This window comes from Bacteroides sp. 90-K9/2 (assembly GCF_047310725.1).
In the GTDB taxonomy this organism is placed as follows: Bacteria; Bacteroidota; Bacteroidia; order Bacteroidales; family Bacteroidaceae; genus Bacteroides; species Bacteroides vicugnae.
Genome location: NZ_JBCGVL010000018.1, coordinates 19,316 through 40,843, shown reverse-complemented (window position 1 = coordinate 40,843; position 21,528 = coordinate 19,316). Strand labels below are relative to the sequence as shown.

Annotated in this window: 18 protein-coding genes; 15 read left to right on the top strand and 3 right to left on the bottom strand. The window is 43.2% G+C overall.

The genetic code is table 11. The features are described from left to right. Positions 1-192 precede the first annotated feature (192 nt). From AAHJ11_RS22255 to leuB, 6 genes are all read left to right on the top strand, one after another. Positions 193-426: a hypothetical protein gene (locus AAHJ11_RS22255; RefSeq protein WP_148364591.1), complete on the top strand. Its 234-nt coding sequence runs from the start codon at positions 193-195 to the stop codon at positions 424-426. 402 nt (positions 427-828) lie between these two features. After that, a complete protein-coding gene (locus AAHJ11_RS22250) occupies positions 829-2,325 on the top strand; it encodes a 2-isopropylmalate synthase (RefSeq protein WP_004301125.1) in 1,497 nt (498 codons plus the stop codon). A gap of 81 nt (positions 2,326-2,406) precedes the next feature. Continuing rightward, positions 2,407-3,801, top strand: a complete 1,395-nt coding sequence (leuC, locus tag AAHJ11_RS22245) for a 3-isopropylmalate dehydratase large subunit (RefSeq protein WP_413580103.1) — start codon at positions 2,407-2,409, stop codon at positions 3,799-3,801. 148 nt (positions 3,802-3,949) lie between these two features. Continuing rightward, positions 3,950-4,546 carry a 3-isopropylmalate dehydratase small subunit gene (gene leuD / locus AAHJ11_RS22240; protein ID WP_148364593.1) on the top strand — a complete coding sequence of 199 codons (597 nt, stop codon included), beginning with the start codon at positions 3,950-3,952 and terminating at the stop codon, positions 4,544-4,546. Continuing rightward, positions 4,528-6,075, top strand: a complete 1,548-nt coding sequence (locus AAHJ11_RS22235; protein ID WP_167511741.1) for an alpha-isopropylmalate synthase regulatory domain-containing protein — start codon at positions 4,528-4,530, stop codon at positions 6,073-6,075. The genes leuD and AAHJ11_RS22235 overlap by 19 nt, the downstream gene beginning before the upstream one ends. Positions 6,076-6,135: 60 nt before the next feature. Then, entirely contained in the window at positions 6,136-7,197 is a 1,062-nt protein-coding gene (gene leuB, locus AAHJ11_RS22230) for a 3-isopropylmalate dehydrogenase (protein WP_148364594.1), read from the top strand. Positions 7,198-7,282: 85 nt separating this feature from the next. On the opposite strand, the gene AAHJ11_RS22225 is transcribed toward leuB, so the two are convergent. Together AAHJ11_RS22225 and AAHJ11_RS22220 are read right to left on the bottom strand one after the other, a co-directional pair. Beyond that, entirely contained in the window at positions 7,283-7,972 is a 690-nt protein-coding gene (locus AAHJ11_RS22225; protein ID WP_148364595.1) for a phosphatase PAP2 family protein, read from the bottom strand. A 51-nt stretch (positions 7,973-8,023) separates the two neighbouring features. Then, complete coding sequence (locus AAHJ11_RS22220) at positions 8,024-9,859, bottom strand: LTA synthase family protein (protein ID WP_195650255.1); 1,836 nt, start codon at positions 9,857-9,859, stop codon at positions 8,024-8,026. A gap of 131 nt (positions 9,860-9,990) precedes the next feature. On the opposite strand from AAHJ11_RS22220, the gene cysK reads away from it, so the two are divergent. Together cysK and AAHJ11_RS22210 are read left to right on the top strand one after the other, a co-directional pair. Further along, positions 9,991-10,941, top strand: coding sequence for a cysteine synthase A (cysK, locus tag AAHJ11_RS22215; protein ID WP_413580102.1), 951 nt, complete (start codon positions 9,991-9,993; stop codon positions 10,939-10,941). A 26-nt stretch (positions 10,942-10,967) separates the two neighbouring features. Continuing rightward, positions 10,968-11,786 (top strand): tetratricopeptide repeat protein, encoded by an 819-nt coding sequence (locus AAHJ11_RS22210; protein WP_413580101.1) that lies wholly within the window; start codon positions 10,968-10,970, stop codon positions 11,784-11,786. A 184-nt stretch (positions 11,787-11,970) separates the two neighbouring features. Here AAHJ11_RS22210 and recQ read toward each other — a convergent pair whose 3' ends face one another. Beyond that, the gene (gene recQ / locus AAHJ11_RS22205) at positions 11,971-13,797 is read right to left on the bottom strand and encodes a DNA helicase RecQ (RefSeq protein WP_195650257.1); all 1,827 of its coding nucleotides are present in this window, start codon (positions 13,795-13,797) and stop codon (positions 11,971-11,973) included. 251 nt (positions 13,798-14,048) lie between these two features. On the opposite strand from recQ, the gene AAHJ11_RS22200 reads away from it, so the two are divergent. The 7 genes from AAHJ11_RS22200 (at position 14,049) to AAHJ11_RS22170 (ending at position 21,419) form a co-directional block, all read left to right on the top strand. Next, complete coding sequence (locus tag AAHJ11_RS22200) at positions 14,049-14,513, top strand: helix-turn-helix domain-containing protein (RefSeq protein WP_004301101.1); 465 nt, start codon at positions 14,049-14,051, stop codon at positions 14,511-14,513. A 95-nt stretch (positions 14,514-14,608) separates the two neighbouring features. Next, complete coding sequence (locus AAHJ11_RS22195; protein ID WP_167511743.1) at positions 14,609-16,657, top strand: dipeptidyl-peptidase 3 family protein; 2,049 nt, start codon at positions 14,609-14,611, stop codon at positions 16,655-16,657. A gap of 6 nt (positions 16,658-16,663) precedes the next feature. Further along, a complete protein-coding gene (locus AAHJ11_RS22190; protein ID WP_004307185.1) occupies positions 16,664-17,326 on the top strand; it encodes a DNA alkylation repair protein in 663 nt (220 codons plus the stop codon). 82 nt (positions 17,327-17,408) lie between these two features. Next, a complete protein-coding gene (locus AAHJ11_RS22185) occupies positions 17,409-17,897 on the top strand; it encodes a Fur family transcriptional regulator (protein WP_148364981.1) in 489 nt (162 codons plus the stop codon). Further along, on the top strand, positions 17,894-19,165 hold the full coding sequence (locus AAHJ11_RS22180) for an adenylosuccinate synthase (protein ID WP_195650258.1): 1,272 nt from the start codon (positions 17,894-17,896) through the stop codon (positions 19,163-19,165). Before AAHJ11_RS22185 ends, AAHJ11_RS22180 begins: the two co-directional genes overlap by 4 nt. A gap of 149 nt (positions 19,166-19,314) precedes the next feature. Next, positions 19,315-20,619 (top strand): alpha-L-fucosidase, encoded by a 1,305-nt coding sequence (locus AAHJ11_RS22175; RefSeq protein WP_320974912.1) that lies wholly within the window; start codon positions 19,315-19,317, stop codon positions 20,617-20,619. A gap of 119 nt (positions 20,620-20,738) precedes the next feature. Further along, on the top strand, positions 20,739-21,419 hold the full coding sequence (locus AAHJ11_RS22170) for a zinc metallopeptidase (RefSeq protein ID WP_148364608.1): 681 nt from the start codon (positions 20,739-20,741) through the stop codon (positions 21,417-21,419). The last annotated feature ends 109 nt before the right edge of the window (positions 21,420-21,528 follow it).

The window sequence follows — 21,528 nt, the reverse complement described above, 5'->3', positions numbered from 1 at the left end:
GAACAGAGAAGTTAAGCCTCGTCACGCCGATGGTACTGCGTAACAGTGGGAGAGTAGGTAGCCGCCGTTTTTAAAGAAGCCCCTTGATTCATTTTGAGTCAAGGGGCTTTCTGTTTTGGTACTTTGCGAAAAAAGTGCTATATTTGCGACTGACAATTATTTTATTAAACGTTTAAAGCAAATTTAAAAGGTATGAAAACTAAATTATTTTTGGCTGCTGTAGCAGTAACATTTTCTTTTGCAATGATGTCTTGTACTGGTAACAAAACTACTAACGCTGCTTCTGAAGGTGAAGAAACAACTGTAGAAACAGTGGAAGCTGTTGTTGAATCTGATTCTTGCTGCCAGGCTAAGGACTCTTGTGCTACTGCTTGCGATAAAAAAGCTGATTGCGCAGAAAAGAAAGAATGTTGCGATAAGAAGTAATCTATTGATTTAGAACAATAAAGAAGGAGAGGGAGAGAATGGTTTAAACATTCTACTCCCTCTTTTCGTTTAATGAATATATCGCTTTATTCGTGATATATTTTTGCTAATAATCGGCTTTAACTTATGAAATGATATTTTTTTCGATAAAAAAGTAACGTATTATTTGGTGGTAAAGAAATAATCCATACCTTTGCACCGTCAAACTAATAAAAGAGACAAGAAATGAATCAGATGTTTATACATATTCTACTATGCGGTATTATTATTCTACTATCAAAGGTTAGTGGAAGTGAGTGCTGCGCGTAAATGTGTATAAATGAAAATATACGAAAGCCTTTCTCACTTCCAAGTGTGAAAGGCTTTTTTTAATGCTAATAATTATATAATATACATAAGAATATGGACAATAGGTTATTTATTTTTGATACCACTCTTAGAGATGGTGAACAGGTTCCGGGATGCCAGTTGAATACAGTAGAAAAGATTCAGGTAGCAAAGGCATTGGAAGCGTTGGGAGTAGACGTGATTGAAGCCGGATTCCCCATTTCGAGCCCGGGAGATTTTAATTCAGTAATTGAGATTTCAAAAGCGGTGACTTGGCCTACTATCTGTGCTTTGACTCGCGCAGTTCAAAAAGATATTGATGTAGCCGTAGATGCACTGAAATTTGCTAAACATAAACGTATTCACACTGGTATCGGTACTTCTGATTCGCACATTAAATATAAATTCAATTCGAATCGTGAAGAGATTATCGAACGTGCAGTAGCTGCTGTGAAATATGCCCGCCGTTTTGTAGACGATGTGGAATTTTATGCAGAAGACGCAGGCCGTACGGATAACGAATATCTGGCACGTGTGGTGGAAGCTGTCATCAAGGCTGGAGCTACCGTAGTGAATATCCCTGATACAACAGGTTACTGCTTGCCTTCAGAATATGGCGCCAAGATAAAATACCTGGTTGACCATGTAGACGGCATTGATAATGCCATACTTTCTACTCACTGTCACAATGACTTGGGTATGGCTACTGCCAATACGATAGCCGGTGTCTTGAACGGTGCGCGTCAGGTGGAAGTTACCATCAACGGTATTGGCGAACGTGCAGGAAATACTGCTCTCGAAGAAATCGCCATGATTATCAAGAGCCATCACGAAATTGATATCCAGACCAATATCAATACGCAGAAGATTTATCCGACCAGCCGTATGGTATCCAGCCTGATGAATATGCCGGTACAGCCTAATAAAGCAATCGTTGGACGTAACGCTTTCGCACACTCTTCAGGTATCCATCAGGATGGCGTGTTGAAAAATGTACAGACATATGAGATTATCGATCCGCATGATGTGGGTATTGATGACAACTCTATCGTATTGACTGCCCGCAGCGGACGTGCAGCATTGAAAAATCGTCTTTCTATATTGGGAGTGAATCTGGATCAGGAAAAACTGGATAAGGTATATGATGAGTTCCTGAAGTTGGCTGATAAGAAGAAAGATATTAATGATGATGATATTTTAGTATTGGCAGGTGCAGACCGTAGCCAGAACCATCGCATCAAACTGGATTACTTGCAGGTGACGAGTGGTGTAGGTGTGCGTTCGGTAGCCAGTTTGGGATTGAATATTGCCGGTGAGAAGTTTGAAGCTTGTGCCAGTGGTAATGGTCCGGTAGATGCTGCTATCAAAGCATTGAAAAAGATTGTAGAACGGCACATGACTCTGAAAGAGTTTACTATTCAGGCTATCAGTAAGGGAAGTGATGATGTAGGTAAAGTGCACATGCAGGTAGAATATGATAACCAGATTTATTATGGTTTTGGTGCCAACACAGATATTATTGCTGCTTCGGTAGAAGCCTACATCGACTGTATCAACAAATTCAAATCGTAAAAAAGAGATTGACAGTCGGTTTGGTATTACAGAGATTGATTGAAAGAGTAAATAGTAATTAGTAAAATAGTAAATAAACAGATGAATACATTATTTGATAAGATATGGGATGCCCACGTGGTGACTACTGTGGAAGATGGCCCTACACAGCTTTATATTGATCGGTTATATTGTCACGAAGTGACTAGTCCGCAGGCTTTTGCGGGATTGCGTGAACGTGGAATCGGAGTGTTGCGTCCGGAAAAGGTGTTTTGTATGCCTGACCATAATACACCGACACACGATCAGGATAAGGAGATTGAAGATCCGGTCTCTAAAACGCAGGTGGATACTCTGACAAAAAACGCGAAGGATTTCGGTCTGACGCACTACGGCATGATGCATCCGAAGAATGGTATTATCCATGTGGTAGGCCCCGAACGTGGTTTGACCTTGCCGGGAATGACGATTGTTTGCGGTGACTCTCACACTTCTACTCATGGTGCAATGGGAGCGATTGCTTTCGGTATCGGAACGAGCGAGGTGGAAATGGTGCTGGCTTCACAATGTATTCTCCAGTCGAGACCGAAAACAATGCGTATCACTGTAGACGGTGAACTGGGCAAAGGGGTGACTGCAAAGGATGTGGCTCTGTATATGATGTCTAAGATGACTACCAGTGGTGCTACAGGTTACTTCGTGGAATATGCAGGTTCGACTATCCGCAATCTGACAATGGAGGGACGTCTTACCCTTTGCAACCTTTCGATTGAAATGGGTGCACGTGGTGGGATGGTTGCTCCGGATGAAGTGACTTTTGAATATATCAAAGGACGTGAAAATGCTCCGCAAGGCGAAGCATGGGACAAGGCTTTGGCTTATTGGAAGACATTGAAGAGTGATGATGATGCCGTGTTTGATAAAGAAGTCCGTTTCGAAGCGGCTGATATTGAACCGATGATTACTTATGGAACGAATCCGGGTATGGGTATGGGAATCACACAACACATTCCTACCATGGAAGGAATGAGTGAAGCTGCACAGGTTTCGTTCAAGAAATCAATGGAGTATATGGGATTCCAACCGGGTGAATCTTTGTTGGGTAAGAAGATTGATTATGTATTCCTTGGGGCTTGTACAAACGGTCGTATTGAGGATTTCCGTGCATTTGCTTCCATCGTGAAAGGTCGTAAGAAAGCGGAGAATGTTATTGCATGGCTGGTTCCGGGTTCATGGATGGTAGACGCACAGATCCGTAAGGAAGGAATCGACAAGATATTGACGGAAGCCGGATTTGCTATCCGTCAGCCGGGATGTTCTGCTTGTCTGGCAATGAACGATGATAAGATTCCTGCCGGAAAGTATTCGGTATCTACCAGTAACCGTAATTTTGAAGGACGTCAGGGACCCGGTGCACGCACTTTGCTGGCTAGTCCGCTGGTAGCTGCTGCTGCGGCGGTGACTGGTGTGATTACCGATCCGAGAAAACTGATTTGATTTTACGATTAGACAATTTACGATTTACGATTGAAAAATGGTCGTGAATCAGATTGTCTGTCGTAAGAGAATGAGTCAATAGTAATTTCAATCGTTAAATAGTAAACGTTAATAGTAAATCGTAAATCGTTAAATCGTAAATAAAAAGATGGCTAAGACAAAATTTAATATAATAACAAGTACTTGTGTACCTCTTCCTTTAGAAAACGTAGATACCGACCAGATTATTCCGGCACGTTTCCTGAAAGCAACCACTCGTGAAGAAAAATTCTTCGGTGATAATCTTTTCCGTGACTGGCGTTATAATGCTGACGGTTCCCTGAACAAGGATTTTGTGTTGAACAATCCTACTTATAGCGGACAGGTATTGGTGGCAGGAAAAAACTTCGGTTCGGGTTCCAGCCGTGAACACGCTGCCTGGGCCATTGCAGGTTACGGTTTCCGCGTGGTGGTATCCAGTTTCTTTGCCGATATTCATAAGAATAATGAGTTGAACAACTTCGTGCTGCCGGTGGTTGTTACCGAGGAGTTTCTGCAGGAGCTGTTCGATTCGATAGAAGCAGACCCGAAGATGGAAGTGGAAGTGAATCTTCCCGAACAGACCATCACCAACAAGGCGACAGGTAAAAGTGAACATTTCGAAATCAATGCTTACAAGAAACTTTGTTTGATGAACGGATTGGACGATATCGATTTCTTGTTGAGCAATAAAGATAAAATAGAAGAATGGGAAAAGAAGGCGTGAAAATAGAAATCATGGACACAACGCTTCGTGATGGTGAACAAACCAGCGGAGTGTCTTTCGTGCCTCATGAGAAACTAATGATCGCCCGTTTACTGTTAGAAGATTTAAAGGTAGACCGGGTGGAAGTTGCTTCGGCGCGTGTGTCGGACGGTGAGTTTGAAGCCGTGAAGATGATTTGCGACTGGGCTGCCCGTCGTAATCTGCTCCATAAAGTGGAAGTGCTCGGCTTTGTCGACGGGCATACTTCTGTCGATTGGATTCAGCGTACCGGTTGCCGTGTGATTAATCTTCTTTGTAAAGGTTCATTGAAGCATTGTACGCAACAACTGAAAAAGACACCGGAAGAACATCTGGCGGATATCATAAGTGTGGTGCATTATGCCGACGAACAGGATATAACCGTCAATGTTTATCTGGAAGATTGGAGCAACGGTATCAAGGATTCTCCCGAATACGTGTTTCAGTTGATGGATGGATTGAAAGAAACGAGCGTCAAGCGTTTTATGTTGCCTGATACGTTGGGTATCTTGAATCCTTTGCAAGTGATAGAGTATATGCGGAAGATGAAGAAACGTTATCCGAATACTCATCTCGATTTCCATGCGCACAATGATTATGATTTGGCTGTGAGTAATGTCCTTGCCGCGGTATTAAGTGGTGTCAAAGGATTGCATACAACCATCAACGGACTGGGCGAACGGGCAGGAAATGCTCCTCTCGCAAGTGTGCAGGCTATCCTGAAAGACCATTTCAATGCGGTGACCAATATCGACGAAAGCCGTTTGAATGATGTCAGCCGGGTAGTGGAGTCTTATTCGGGAATTGTGATACCTGCCAATAAACCGATTGTAGGTGAGAATGTCTTTACGCAAGTGGCAGGGGTGCATGCCGACGGGGATAACAAGAATAATCTCTACTGTAATGATTTGCTTCCCGAACGTTTTGGCCGCAAGCGGGAATATGCATTGGGTAAGACAAGCGGTAAAGCGAATATTCGCAAGAACCTCGAAGATCTCGGACTGGAGCTGGACGAAGATGCTATGCGCAAGGTAACGGAACGCATCATCGAGTTGGGTGACAAGAAAGAGCTGGTCACACAGGAAGATTTGCCGTACATTGTTTCGGATGTGTTGAAACACGGAGCAGTGGGTGAGAAGGTTAAACTGAAGAGCTATTTTGTGAATCTGGCTCATGGGCTGAAACCGATGGCAACGTTGAAGATAGAAATCAACGGAAAAGAGTACGAAGAGAGTTCAGGCGGCGATGGTCAGTATGATGCTTTTGTTCGTGCGTTGCGTAAGATATATAAGGTGACATTAGGACGTAAATTCCCGATGTTGACCAATTATGCGGTAACCATCCCTCCCGGTGGACGTACGGATGCATTTGTGCAGACAGTTATCACGTGGAGTTATGATGAGCAGGTGTTCCGTACCCGCGGGCTCGATGCCGACCAGACAGAGGCTGCCATCAAGGCTACTATGAAGATGTTGAACCTCATCGAAGATGAATACGAGAAGAGCAAGTGAGAAACAACTTGCCCGAAGAATGTTTTTTATACGAATATATAAATAGAAGAATAAACGATTATGGATTTTAAAATTGCTGTATTAGCAGGCGACGGCATCGGACCGGAGATCTCTGTGCAAGGTGTAGATGTGATGAGTGCCGTTTGCGAGAAGTTTGGTCACAAAGTAAGTTACGAATATGCAATCTGTGGAGCTGATGCGATTGATAAAGTAGGCGATCCGTTTCCGGAAGCAACTTATCAGGTTTGTAAAGAGGCGGACGCTGTTTTGTTCTCTGCCGTAGGTGATCCGAAATTTGACAATGATCCTACTGCCAAGGTACGTCCGGAACAAGGTTTGCTGGCTATGCGTAAGAAACTGGGTCTTTTCGCTAATATCCGTCCGGTACAGACATTCAAATGTCTGATCCACAAATCTCCGTTGCGTGCGGAGTTGGTAGAAAATGCCGATTTTATCTGTATCCGTGAGCTGACTGGAGGTATGTATTTCGGTGAAAAGTATCAGGATAATGACAAGGCGTATGATACGAACTATTATACTCGTCCGGAAATCGAACGTATTTTGAAGGTGGCTTTCGAATATGCGATGAAGCGCAGAAAACATCTGACTGTGGTAGATAAGGCAAATGTGTTGGCTTCTTCCCGTCTGTGGCGTCAGATCGCACAGGAAATGGCTCCGAACTATCCGGAAGTGACAACTGATTATATGTTTGTGGATAATGCTGCAATGAAGATGATTCAGGAACCTGCTTTCTTCGATGTGATGGTAACGGAAAATACATTCGGTGACATCCTGACTGACGAAGGTTCTGTAATCAGTGGTTCTATGGGCTTGCTTCCTTCTGCTTCTACAGGTGAAAGTACTCCGGTATTTGAACCGATTCACGGTTCATGGCCGCAGGCTAAGGGATTGAATATTGCTAATCCATTAGCACAGATTCTTTCTGTAGCTATGTTGTTCGAGTATTTCGACCTTAAAGAAGAGGGTGCATTGATTCGTAAAGCCGTAGATGCTTCTTTGGATGAGAATGTACGCACACCGGAAATACAAGTGGCTGAAGGTGCTAAGTACGGAACAAAAGAAGTAGGACAGTGGATTGTTGATTATATCAAGAAAGCTTGATAAACCCGGATAAAAAAGTAAAAGCCTGGCATCGGATAACGGTGTCAGGCTTTTACTTTTTAGTTCGAAATAGTGTTGTTGTGTTCTACCAACTTTTAATAGTGGAATATAGAACGATACCGAGCACGGTCAGTAATCCTACATAAATAGTGACTGACCATTGTTTTATTTCTTTTCTCTTCGTGCGGGTGGAAGGTTCCAGATAGATGGCTGCTTTGTGGGCGATGGTGCAGAACAACCAACCGCCGAATCCTCCGATAATACCTCCTACGAGTAAATCACCGGGGTAATGTACACCCAGATATATACGTGTGTAGCAGTTGAGTATTGCCCAGGTCAGGATGAAAATGCTTAGCCAACGTTTACGGAACAGGAATATGACAAACATGGCAAGACCTAATGAATTGGCTGCATGGCACGATGGGAAACCGTAGCTTCCCCCGCGGTAACCATTTACGATATATACCAGATCTACAATCGGGTTCTCCGGATTGGCGGGACGCAGACGTGCTACTACCGGACGAATGATGCTGCTGCACATTTGGTCGGCAAAGGTGATAGTCAGTGCAATGGCAGCCACGTAACACAGTACTACTTTCCAGTGGAAGTTTTTTAATAAAATATACAATATAGTGGCATACATGGGAATCCAGATGAATTTACCCGTGAAAGAACTCATGAAATAATCCCAGAAAGGGGAATGTATACCATTGAAAGACAAGAAGATATTTGTATCTATCTCCGAAAGATATTGGACAATTCCGGTGTGTATCATCAGGCTTTATTGTTCTATATTACTTTATAAATATTCAATATAATTCATTTCCTAGCGTTTTGCCAGGTCATCGTAGAGCTTCTGCAGGAACGCTTTTCCCTTTTCCAGATTGGTTCCTTTGGCGGTACCTTCGTCTAGTTGCACAGTATTTGCGTCCAGATTGTACACTAATTGGTTATCGGCGGTAATCATTCCGAAATAGTTCGGTCGGGTGAAGTATGCGAAATGAGGAGAGGCCGGATTCATGATATTCTTGCTGAAAGTAAATTCATCATGCGGTAATCCTAATTGGGCAAGCAAGGTGGCGGCAATGTCAATTTGTGAAGCATAAGTATCTACCACAAGAGGTTGTTTGATTGCACCTCCGATTAAAATCAGCGGAATGGTTTGGCCGTCCAGCGGATTTTCTATGGGATATGGGTATGCACCCTGATGATCGGGAACGAGTACAAACAGTGTGTTTTTCCATAGCGGTGTCTCTTGATACTGTTTCACGAAATCTCCTACACAACTATCGGCATACGCAAAGGAGTTGAGGATTTTATCATCCAGCCTGTGGAACGGGACTTCGAACGGTTCGTGGCTGCTTGATGTCTGAACAAGTTTCAGGAACGGTTCTTTTTGTTTTTCTTCTTTCAGGTCTTTCATCAGGCGTTGGAATAAGACGTGATCCTGTGCTCCCCATTTTCCTGTACGTTCGGACAGAGGAAAATCTTTATCGGAAATAATCTTCTCGATGCCGGAAGATACCAGATAAGAGCGCATATTTGTGAAATCGGCATCTCCGCCATAGTAATATTCCAAGTTGTATCCGGCATTTTTCAGGCTGCGCGGTATAGAAGGAAGTTTGTCCGTCTTTTCGGGATATTTCATGATGCTGGTGCTTGGCTGGCCGGGATATCCGCTGATGATGGATGCCAGTCCGCGGTCTGTGCGGAAACTGCTGCCGTAGAAGTTGCTGAATAATACGCCTTCTTTAGCGAATTTATCCATATTGACAGCCACATTGGGTTGTCCTCCGAAAGTTTCCATCAAGTGTGTGGAGAAACTCTCAAGGATAATAAAAATAATGTTCGGACGTTGTGTATTCAATAATTGGGGGATGCTGTCTGTTGCTGAGACAGGTTTGTCTACCATCTCTGCAAATAATTCGTCGGCTATTTTCGGGTCCATGAAGCGATATTGCTTATCGAAATTATTCTGGTGGGTGGCGGAATACATGAAACTGAATGCCGGGTTGATGGCTGCATGATTCATGCGTTGGTCCTGGCTGAAATATACCTTGCTCAAATTCATGGTGGATACGCTGAATCCGCCCCGGATGGGGATGAAGAGTGCCGCTGTCAGCAAAAGGAGCGCAAGCGAGACATTCTGACGTCGATAAGGTATTTTCAGGGGCTTTTTCTCCCGGATAAGGACGTAATAGAAAATAAAGTATAAAATTGCTGCATAGATCAGCATAGATAAGATTCCCAATAATACAAACCAAAAGCTGACACTTGCCATAGCATCTTTGGGGGAAGAGAAGAAATAGAAAACGGGGGTGGCATCCAGACGGAATCCCCAAAAGCCGTATAATCCCAGGTCGATGATAAAAATGCAGGCCATGACAAAGGCGATTGCTCCGAAATAGCCTTGCCGGATGCGGCGGAGTATGGATGAACTCGTCCAGGCGGAGGCGATGAGCAGTAAGCCTGGGATGGCGGTCAGGTAACCTGCAAGAGATAAATCCAGAGGCAATCCGTGCCACATGATGCGGAAGTAGTCACCTAAAGATGCGTCGGTATATAAATCATGGTAGTAAACCATGAAGATTGGTTTCTGAAGAACGAATAAAAGAACAAATAAAAAATAGGTCGTGAGAAATTGTATGATTCTCTTTTTCATATCTGTAAACTTAAAAAGATTGAACGGATACAAAGTTACTATACTTTTCCTTATCTTTCTCATGAAGTGATATAAAACATATCTTTTTTTCCATATCTTTGTCGTGTCTGTGACAAAAATAAAGTAATAAGATGGCAAAGATTGCAAGGAAACTAACCGATTTAGTGGGGAATACCCCTTTGATGGAACTTTCCGGTTATAGTGGAAAGTACGGTCTGGAACAAAATATTATTGCCAAACTGGAGGCTTTTAATCCGGCGGGAAGTGTAAAAGACAGAGTGGCTCTTTCGATGATTGAAGATGCGGAAGCTCGTGGAGCACTGAAACCCGGTGCAACGATTATTGAGCCGACAAGTGGAAATACAGGTGTCGGGTTGGCAATGGTAGCCACTATTAAAGGGTATCACCTGATATTGACCATGCCCGAAACAATGAGCCTGGAACGGCGGAACCTGTTGAAAGCATTGGGTGCGCAGATTGTATTGACGGACGGGTTAGGAGGAATGGCAGCTTCTATTGCCAAGGCGCAGGAGTTGCGTGATAGTATTCCCGGTTCGGTGATCTTGCAACAATTTGAGAATCCGGCTAATGCGGCTGTTCATGAACGGACGACAGGTGAAGAGATCTGGCGCGATACCGATGGTGAAGTGGCTGTTTTTGTAGCCGGAGTGGGTACTGGAGGAACAGTGTGCGGTGTAGCCCGTGCTTTAAAGAAACATAATCCGGATATTTATATTGTGGCGGTGGAACCGTCGTCGTCTCCTGTATTGGCGGGAAGAGAGGCAGCTCCGCATCGTATTCAGGGTATCGGAGCGAATTTTATTCCCAAGCTTTATGACGCTCCTGTGGTAGATGAGGTGATGGGTGTGCCTGATGACGAAGCGATTCGTGCGGGACGTGAGTTAGCGGCAACAGAAGGTCTGCTGGCGGGAATTTCTTCGGGAGCAGCCGTGTATGCTGCCCGTCAACTGTCACTGCGTCCGGAATTTAAGAACAAAAAAATAGTAGCGTTGTTACCTGATACGGGAGAGCGTTATTTGTCGACCGAACTGTTTGCTTTTGACGCATATCCATTGGATTAATTTATTCACTAAAAAAGACCTGAACCATGGTAAGAATAATGATAGCTTTGTTTTTTTGTTTTCCGGCTGTTGCCTTTGCGCAAACTTATCAGCAATTGTCCGAAAGAGCCATTGAATGTATCGAGAAAGACAGCCTTCCCAAAGCAGAGGAACTTTTGCTTCAGGCTTTGAAGCTGGAACCTAAGAACGCCAAGAATGCGTTGCTTTTTTCTAACTTGGGATTGGTGCAGCGTCGTTTGGGTGAGTTTGACAAAGCGCTGGAGTCTTATTCTTTTGCACTGAATTTTGCTCCTTTGGCAGTTCCTATTTTACTCGACCGTGCCGCCATTTATATGGAAATGGGAAAAACAGACCGTGCTTATACCGATTATTGTCAGGTGCTTGATGAGGATAAGCAGAACAAGGAAGCTTTGTTGATGCGTGCCTATATTTATGTGCTCCGCCGGGATTATCCGGCTGCGAGAATCGATTATAATCGTTTGCTGGAACTGGATCCGCAGAGTTATAGCGGTCGTCTGGGATTGGCTACTCTGGAGCAGAAAGAAGGAAAATTCCGGGAATCTCTTGAAGTTCTGAATAAGATGATTACGGCCACTCCTGACGATGCGACGCTTTATATTGCCCGTGCCGACGTGGAACGCGAGATGAAGCATGAAGATCTGGCATTGGTTGATTTGGAGGAAGCGATCCGGTTGGATGCTGCCTCGGCTGATGCTTATCTGCTGCGTGGAAATATCTATCTGGCACAGAAAAAGAAAGGACTTGCCAAAGCTGACTTTGAGAAAGCCATTTCATTGGGAGTGCCTCCGGCTGATCTGCACGAACAATTGCGGCAATGCAAATGAAGTTATCAATAAGGCAACTATATCTTTCCGGTTTACATAAGTTAGAGCTTTTTGTTATAGGCATTAGTTCGTTCCACAACTGTTTTCCTTTAGTTCTACCTATGTGGAACGAAAGGGAAACAGTTGTGGAACGAATAATAATTAGTCAGATGGCTCGTTAATATATACTATTAAAGAATTTCTTTTATTCTACGAACTGTCTAATCAGATTTACGAAATCCTTTCCATATTTCTTTTTCTTGTATTCTCCGATACCGCTGATTTCACCAAATTCTTCAATAGTAGTAGGGCGGGAAATACTAAGCAGGTGTAATACTTTGTCTGACAAGACGATGTAGGCGGGTAGTGCCTCCTGATCGGCCAGTTGTTTCCTCAATCCGCGTAAGGCTTCGAATAAATCCTCGTTTTCTCCCCCTTCCAGGCCGAAAGGAAGTACCTTTGCAACCACCACTTTCTTCTTTTTTCCTTTTTGAGTGGCTATTTCTTCGTGCCGGATGACTGCTAATGTCGCCTTGGCTCTTCCGAAGAGAATATCACTTCCGCTTGCCGTAATTTTAAGATGATTGTTTTCATTATAGGCTATTTCAAAGTAGCCGAGTTGCAACATTTGAAGCAAATAGTCTTGCCAGTCACGAGGAGGAATGTCGCGTCCGGCACCAAACGTTTTAAGTTCCTGATAACCTTTTCCAGTTACTTCCGCAGAATAGCTTCCACGAAGAATATCGATCAACAAGCCTGTACTGATTTGTTGTTCTGTGCGGGCGATGGCACTTAATGCCTTTTGCACAATGACTGTACCGTCAAATCGTTGAGGAGGATTTTTACAAACATCACAGTTACCGCAATCCTCTGTGGTTGTTTCTCCGAAATAGCTTAACAGAATCCTTCTCCGGCAAATATCGGATTCAGCATATTGTTGCATCCGTTGTAGTTTTTCCAGATTGATGTTCTGCTGATTGCTTTCCGAAGCAAATTTAGTGAGTAATATGAGATCTCCGAGTGAATAAAACAGGACAGTACTGCTGGGGAGGCCGTCACGTCCGGCACGGCCTATTTCCTGATAAAAACTTTCTATACTTTTGGGAAGATTATAATGTATGACCCAGCGGACATTTGATTTATCGATCCCCATTCCGAATGCAATGGTGGCACATACCACCTGTATGCGGTCATTGATAAAGTCATCCTGTGTTTCGTCCCGGTGTTGGGCGGATAATCCGGCATGATAGACACCGCAGCGGATACCCTGCTTTTGCAACATCTGTGCAACGGTTTCTGTCTTACTCCGGCTCATACAGTAAATAATCCCACTTTCTTTCCCGTGACGGTGAATAAATTCTAAGATAGCCTTGTTCTTTTCCTTCGCTTGAAACCCACGTTTCACAGTCAGACTGATGTTGGGGCGGTCGAAGGATGAGATGAAGACACGTGGATGGTTGAGGTGTAATTGCCGTGCGATGTCTTCGCGCGTGATTTTATCCGCAGTGGCAGTTAGGGCGACAATCGGTATTTGCGGAAATTGTTGGTGGAGCACTCCCATTTGTGTGTATTCCGGACGGAAGTCATGTCCCCATTGTGAAATGCAATGCGCTTCATCAATAGCAAACAGAGAGATGTTCATATCCCGCAATAAATAATCCTTTTCTGCTAAAAGTTTTTCCGGTGAAATGTAAAGCAGCTTCAGTCGCCCCTCAATGCAGGCACGTCGCAGATGAACGTTTTCCGTTTCGTTATTACTGCTGTTCAGTGCCCCGGCTGCGATGCCGTTTGCCAGCAATGCTTCTACCTGATCTTTCATCAATGAGATGAGTGGAGAAACGACAACAGCGGTACCTTTGCAAAGCAGTGCAGGAAGTTGGTAGCAGATCGATTTCCCCCCGCCAGTAGGCATTAATACCAGTGCATCCTGCTTATTCAGGACATGGCGGATGATTTCTTCTTGCAGCGGACGGAAACTATCGTATCCGAAATATGTCTTTAGAGTTTCTCTTATTGATGCTAATTTATCCATGCCGCAAAGGTACATTTTTCTTCGGCAATTTTCATCATGTGTAGATTTCTGTTTCTGATATGAATTATAAATAAGTTAAAGTTTCTTATTATTCGAGGCTATTCCTTCTTTTTCAAGGTTTTTGATTGTTTATTTAGAAAAAAAATGCACAAAATAATTGTGTGTTTAAAAAAAAAGTAAGACATTTGTAACATGTTATGTTGCAAATGAGCAATTATTAACAAATGAACAAACCCTAACCAGTTAATTCAATGAGTGATTTAGAGAACAAAAAAACGGAAGAAACTCCGAAAAAACGTCCCTACAATTTGAGGGAAAAGAAAGAAAAGAAGGCTGCATACAGGTCTTTAATTAGACCGGAATTGGCAGACGAGTTGTATGACAAAATCTTGAATATCATCGTTGTACAGAAGAAGTACAAGGATCCTGATTATTCAGCTAAGGACTTGGCGAAAGAATTGAAGACGAATACTCGTTACCTTTCTGCAGTAGTGAACTCACGCTTTGGTATGAACTATTCTTGCCTGTTGAATGAATACAGAGTAAAAGATGCTTTGCATTTATTGACGGACAAACGTTATGCCGACAAAAATGTGGAAGAAATTAGTGCTATGGTTGGCTTTGCAAATCGTCAATCTTTTTACGCTGCATTTTACAAAAACGTAGGTGAAACTCCTAACGGATATCGCAAAAAACATTTGGAAAATAAGAAATAATTGCGCGTTCCGAAACTGATCAAAAGGAATTACCTCTGAAAGATAAATTTTGGGGATAATTCCTTTTCTCATTTTAATTAATCAATGCTAGCATTATGAGAAAACATCTGATTTTAATGACAGTGGCCGCCACGCTTTTAACGTCGTGCGGAGGAAGTAAAACAACAACTGCTGAAGCAGGAAAATTTGATTATACAGTGGAACAATTTGCTGATTTACAGATATTGCGTTATAAGGTTCCCGGATTTGAGGAACTGACGCTGAAACAGAAGGAACTGATTTATTACCTGACAGAGGCTGCTCTGGAAGGAAGGGATATTCTGTTTGACCAGAATGGAAAATATAATTTGAGAATCCGTAGGATGCTCGAAGCAGTATATACAAACTATCAGGGAGATAAAACGACGCCTGATTTTAAAAACATGGAGGTGTATCTGAAAAGGGTATGGTTCTCCAATGGTATTCATCACCACTATGGTATGGAGAAATTTGTGCCGAACTTCTCACAGGAATTTTTGAAACAGGCCGTGCTCGGTCTGGATGCCAAGTTGCTTCCATTGGAGAAAGGGCAGACTGCCGAACAGCTTTGTGCCGAACTGTTTCCGGTGATTTTCGATCCGACGGTTATGCCGAAACGGGTAAACCAAGCGGATGGCGAAGATCTTGTGTTGACCTCTGCTTGTAATTATTATGATGGAGTGACGCAGAAAGAGGCGGAAAGTTTCTATAGCGTGCTGAAAGATCCGAAAGATGAAACACCGGTTTCTTATGGACTGAATAGTCGTTTGGTAAAAGAAAACGGGAAGTTGACAGAGAAGGTTTGGAAAGTAGGCGGGCTTTATACACAGGCAATTGAGAAGATTGTTTATTGGCTGAAGAAAGCGGAAGGTGTGGCAGAGAATGAGGCACAAAAAGCTGTTATCACCAAGCTGATCCAATTTTATGAAACCGGTGATTTGAAAGATTTTGATGAATATGCGATTCTTTGGGTGAAAGACCTTGACTCACGGATCGATTTTGTGAACGGATTTACCGAAAGTTACGGCGATCCTTTGGGGATGAAAGCGAGCTGGGAATCTTTGGTGAACTTCAAAGATCTGGAATCGACACACCGTACGGAGATTATCAGCAGTAACGCGCAATGGTTTGAAGATCATTCTCCGGTTGATAAGTCTTTTAAGAAAGAAAAGGTGAAAGGCGTATCGGCTAAAGTAATCACTGCCGCTATTCTTGCGGGTGATCTTTATCCGGCAACTGCTATCGGTATCAATCTGCCGAATGCCAACTGGATTCGTGCCCATCATGGCTCCAAATCGGTGACTATCGGAAACATAACGGATGCTTATAATAAAGCTGCTCATGGAAACGGATTCAACGAAGAATTTGTTTATAGTGATGCGGAATTACAGCTGATCGATGCTTATTCTGACTTGACGGATGAGCTTCATACAGACTTGCATGAATGTCTGGGACACGGTTCCGGCAAGTTGCTTCCGGGGGTAGATCCTGATGCATTGAAGGCTTATGGTTCTACTATCGAAGAGGCACGGGCCGATTTATTCGGATTGTATTATGTAGCCGATCCGAAGCTGGTGGAATTGGGGCTGCTCTCTTCTCCCGATGCTTATAAGGCTCAATACTATACTTATCTGATGAATGGGTTGATGACACAACTGGTACGTATTGAACCGGGAAATAGTGTTGAAGAAGCTCACATGCGCAATCGCCAGCTGATAGCCCGTTGGGTATTTGAAAAGGGGGCTGCTGATAAAGCGGTGGAACTGGTGAAAAAAGACGGAAAGACTTATGTGGTTATCAATGACTATCAGAAGGTACGTCAACTTTTCGGTGAATTATTAGCTGAAATCCAGCGCATCAAGTCGACTGGTGATTTTGAAGGTGCCCGTACATTGGTAGAAAACTATGCGGTAAAAGTGGATCCGGCTCTGCATGCAGAAGTTTTGGAACGTTATAAGAAGCTGAATCTGGCTCCTTACAAAGGCTTTGTGAATCCGAAATACGAACTGGTGACAGATGAAAACGGAACTGTTACAGATGTCACAGTTTCCTATGATGAGGGTTATGTAGAACAAATGTTGCGTTACAGCACTGATTATTCTCCGTTGCCTTCAATAAACAACTGATTTGAAATGGATATTAAAGAACAATTGAAAGATATCAAGACACAGCTCCGTCTCTCTATGAACGGGGCTGTGTCCCAAAGTATGCGTGAGAAAGGGCTGGTTTATAAACTCAATTTCGGAGTAGAACTGCCCCGCATCAAGATGATTGCCGAAAGTTATGAGAAGAATCATGACCTGGCACAGGCTCTGTGGAAAGAGGACATTCGCGAATGTAAAATTCTGGCGGGAATGCTTCAGCCGATTGAAACATTTTATCCCGAGATAGCCGACATTTGGGTAGAAAATATCCGGAATATCGAGATAGCCGAACTGACTTGCATGAATCTCTTCCAGCATTTGCCGTATGCTCCGGCCAAATCTTTTCACTGGATTGCTGACGAGCAGGAGTATATACAGACTTGTGGTTTTCTGACGGCCGCCCGTCTTCTGATGAAGAAAGGCGATATGACTGAACGCGCTTCCGGTGAATTACTCGATCAGGCGATCTGTGCCGTACATTCCGACAGTTATCACGTTCGTAACGCTGCTTTACTGGTTATCCGCAAATATATGCAGCATAGTGAAGAACATGCCTTTCAAGTATGCCGTCTGGTGGAGGGAATGGCTGATTCTACCTTGGAAGGGGAGCAGATGCTCTACAACATGGTGAAAGAAGAGACTGAAGAATAATTAACCCATTACTTATTTCTAAGAATTTCTTTTGCTTTCCGCAAAAAAGGCTTAACTTTGTTCGCGCTAATTTTGGCTGATGATGGAAACTCAAAACGTGAAAGATACAGTAAGGCAGATATTCACGGAATATCTCACGGCGAACGGGCATCGTAAGACTCCTGAACGTTACGCCATACTCGATACTATTTATTCTATCGACGGTCACTTCGATATTGACATGCTTTATTTACGGATGATGGACCAGGAGAATTTCCGGGTGAGCCGTGCAACTCTCTACAACACTATTATCCTCCTTATTAATGCACGATTGGTCATTAAGCATCAGTTCGGCACTTCTTCCCAATACGAAAAATCATATAATCGCGAGACACATCATCATCAGATATGTACTCAATGTGGTAGAGTGACCGAGTTTCAGAACGAGGAATTACAGCATGCCATTGAAAATACGAAATTGAGCCGCTTCCAGCTTTCACATTACTCCTTATATATATATGGAGTATGTAGTAAGTGCGACAGAGCTAACAAACGGAAAAAAGTAAATAACAACAATAAAAAAGAAAAATGAAAGTAGATGTTCTATTAGGATTACAATGGGGCGACGAAGGTAAAGGAAAAGTAGTCGACGTTTTAACACCTAAGTATGATGTGGTTGCTCGTTTTCAGGGCGGCCCGAATGCCGGTCACACGCTTGAGTTCGAAGGACAGAAATATGTGCTCCGCTCTATTCCTTCCGGTATTTTTCAGGGAAACAAGGTAAACATCATCGGTAACGGTGTGGTACTTGATCCCGCATTGTTTAAGGCAGAGGCAGAAGCACTTGAGGCATCAGGTCATCCGCTGAAAGAACGTTTGCACATTTCAAAGAAAGCTCATCTGATTCTTCCGACACACCGTATTCTGGATGCTGCTTATGAAGCAGCCAAAGGAGATGCCAAAGTAGGAACTACCGGCAAAGGGATCGGTCCTACTTATACGGATAAAGTGAGCCGTAACGGTGTTCGTGTAGGTGACATTCTTCATAACTTCGATGAGAAGTATGCTGCTGCGAAGGCTCGTCACGAGCAAATCCTGAAGAGTCTGAATTATGAATATGACCTGACAGAATTGGAAAAAGCATGGTTGGAAGGTATCGAATACCTGAAACAATTCCATTTTGTAGATAGCGAACATGAAGTGAATAATCTGTTGAAAGATGGTAAGAGTGTTCTTTGTGAAGGAGCTCAGGGTACTATGCTTGATATTGATTTCGGTTCATATCCGTTTGTGACTTCTTCCAATACCGTATGTGCGGGAGCCTGCACCGGACTGGGAGTGGCGCCTAACCGTATAGGTGAAGTATATGGTATTTTCAAAGCATACTGTACTCGTGTAGGAGCAGGTCCGTTCCCATCAGAACTATTTGATGAAACAGGTGACAAGATGTGTACTTTGGGACATGAATTCGGTTCTGTTACCGGACGTAAACGTCGTTGCGGATGGATCGACCTGGTAGCGCTGAAGTATTCCGTTATGATAAACGGGGTTACCAAATTGATTATGATGAAGAGCGATGTACTCGATACTTTCGAAACAATCAAAGCTTGTGTTGCTTACAAAGTGAACGGTGAAGAAATCGATTATTTCCCGTATGACATCACAGAAGGGGTAGAACCAGTGTATGCGGAACTTCCCGGCTGGCAGACGGATATGACTAAGATGCAGAGCGAAGATGAATTCCCGGAAGAATTCAACGCTTATCTGACTTTCCTGGAAGAGCAGCTTGGTGTAGAAATCAAGATTGTTTCCGTAGGACCGGACAGAGCACAGACGATCGAACGTTATACTGAAGAATAACAATTGATTAGGCACGGATTACACGGATTTCACGGTTTCTTTTTAATTAATACCGTGAAATCCGTGTAATCCGTGCCTAAAATATTTCTTCTCTGCGATAGCGCATTTACCGATTTAACCTTTTTCAAGCCTATAATAATGTACGCCTTATGAAAACACGTTTTATAACTTTCCTTTTGTTGTTCGTCATGAACTTGGGAGTATTTGCACAATTTCCCTATCAACCTGCTGAAGAGAATCTGAAAGCACGACAGGAATTTCAAGACAATAAGTTTGGCATTTTTCTTCACTGGGGGCTATATGCTATGCTCGCTTCCGGTGAGTGGACTATGTCAAATAATAATCTGAATTATAAAGAGTATGCCAAACTGGCAGGTGGATTCTATCCTTCCAAGTTTGATGCGGATAAATGGGTGGCTGCTATTAAAGCTTCGGGAGCTAAATATATCTGTTTCACTACCCGTCATCACGAAGGTTTTTCTATGTTTGATACCAAGTATTCGGATTATAACGTAGTCAAAGCCACCCCTTTTAAAAGAGATATCGTGAAAGAACTGGCAGCAGCCTGTGCCAAGCAGGGTATCAAGCTTCATTTTTATTACTCACATCTTGACTGGGCGCGTGAGGACTATCCTTGGGGACGTACAGGGCAGGGGACAGGACGTGCGAACTCGAAAGGGGATTGGAAAAGTTATTATCAATTCATGAATAATCAGTTGACGGAGTTGCTGACGAATTATGGTCCCATAGGTGCTATCTGGTTTGACGGATGGTGGGATCAGGACCAGAATGAAAAATTCGATTGGGAATTACCGGAGCAATATAGGCTGATTCATAGACTCCAGCCGGGATGTCTTATCGGTAACAATCATCACCAGACACCTTTTGAAGGTGAAGATATTCAGATTTTTGAACGTGATCTGCCCGGTGAAAATTCTGCCGGACTTTCCGGGCAAGATGTAAGCCATCTGCCGTTGGAAACTTGTGAAACAATGAATGGCATGTGGGGATATAAGATTACCGACCAGGATTATAAATCTACGAAGACATTGATTCATTATCTGGTGAAAGCAGCCGGTAAGAATGCCAATCTTTTGATGAATATCGGTCCTCAACCCGATGGAGAACTTCCTGCGGTAGCTGTGCAACGCTTGGCAGAGATGGGAGAGTGGATGAAACAATATGGCGAAACGATCTATGGAACACGAAGTGGTGTAGTTGCTCCGCATGATTGGGGAGTGACAACACAAAAAGGAAATAAACTCTATGTGCATATCCTTGACCTGAAAGACAGGGCTTTATTCCTGCCGTTGACAGACAAGAAAATTAAGAAAGCAGTCTTGTTTAAAGATCAGTCTCCGGTTCGTTTCACAAAGACGAAAGCAGGTGTTTTGCTTGAGTTTGCAGAGGTTCCGAAAGATATTGACTATGTAGTAGAACTGACAATTGACTAATTTTTAGCTAATTCTTCATAAAAGCGAGGGGAAACTATTCTGACATTGGTAGTTTCCCCTTATTTTTGGCAAACAATTTGTTTCAGAGATATAGAGTAATAATTAAAATTGAAAAGTATATGATGTCTTATTGGGTATTATTTATAGGAATCGCTGTTGTCAGTTGGCTGGTGCAGATGAATTTGCAAAACAAATTCAAGAAGTACTCTAAGATTCCTACAGGAAACGGAATGACAGGACGCGATGTTGCTTTGAAGATGTTGCATGACAATGGAATTTATGATGTACAGGTTACACATACGCCGGGACGATTGACCGACCACTACAATCCTACTAACAAAACCGTGAATTTGAGTGAAGGAGTGTATGAAAGTAACAGCATTATGGCGGCTGCCGTAGCAGCCCATGAATGTGGACACGCTGTGCAGCATGCACGTATGTACGCTCCGTTGAAAATGCGTAGTGCATTGGTTCCGGTTGTGAACTTTGCTTCTTCCATTATGACGTGGGTATTGTTGGGTGGTATCTTGCTGGTAAACTCTTTTCCGCAGTTATTGCTGGCAGGTATTATCTTGTTCGCCATGACTACCCTGTTCAGCTTTATCACGCTGCCGGTGGAAATCAATGCAAGTAAACGTGCATTGGTATGGTTGAGCTCATCCGGCATTACTAATTCGTATAATCATGCACAGGCTGAAGATGCTCTTCGTTCTGCTGCTTATACGTATGTAGTTGCTGCATTAGGTTCACTGGCTACATTGGTTTACTACATCATGATCTTCATGGGTAGAAGAGACTAAGAAATGAAAGAGGGAAAAGGCAGGTTTGCCAGCTTCCTTCTATAAAATAAAAAGAGATCCTCCGCAGTCTTTCCGAAGACTATGGAGGATTTTTTTTAGTATATGTAAG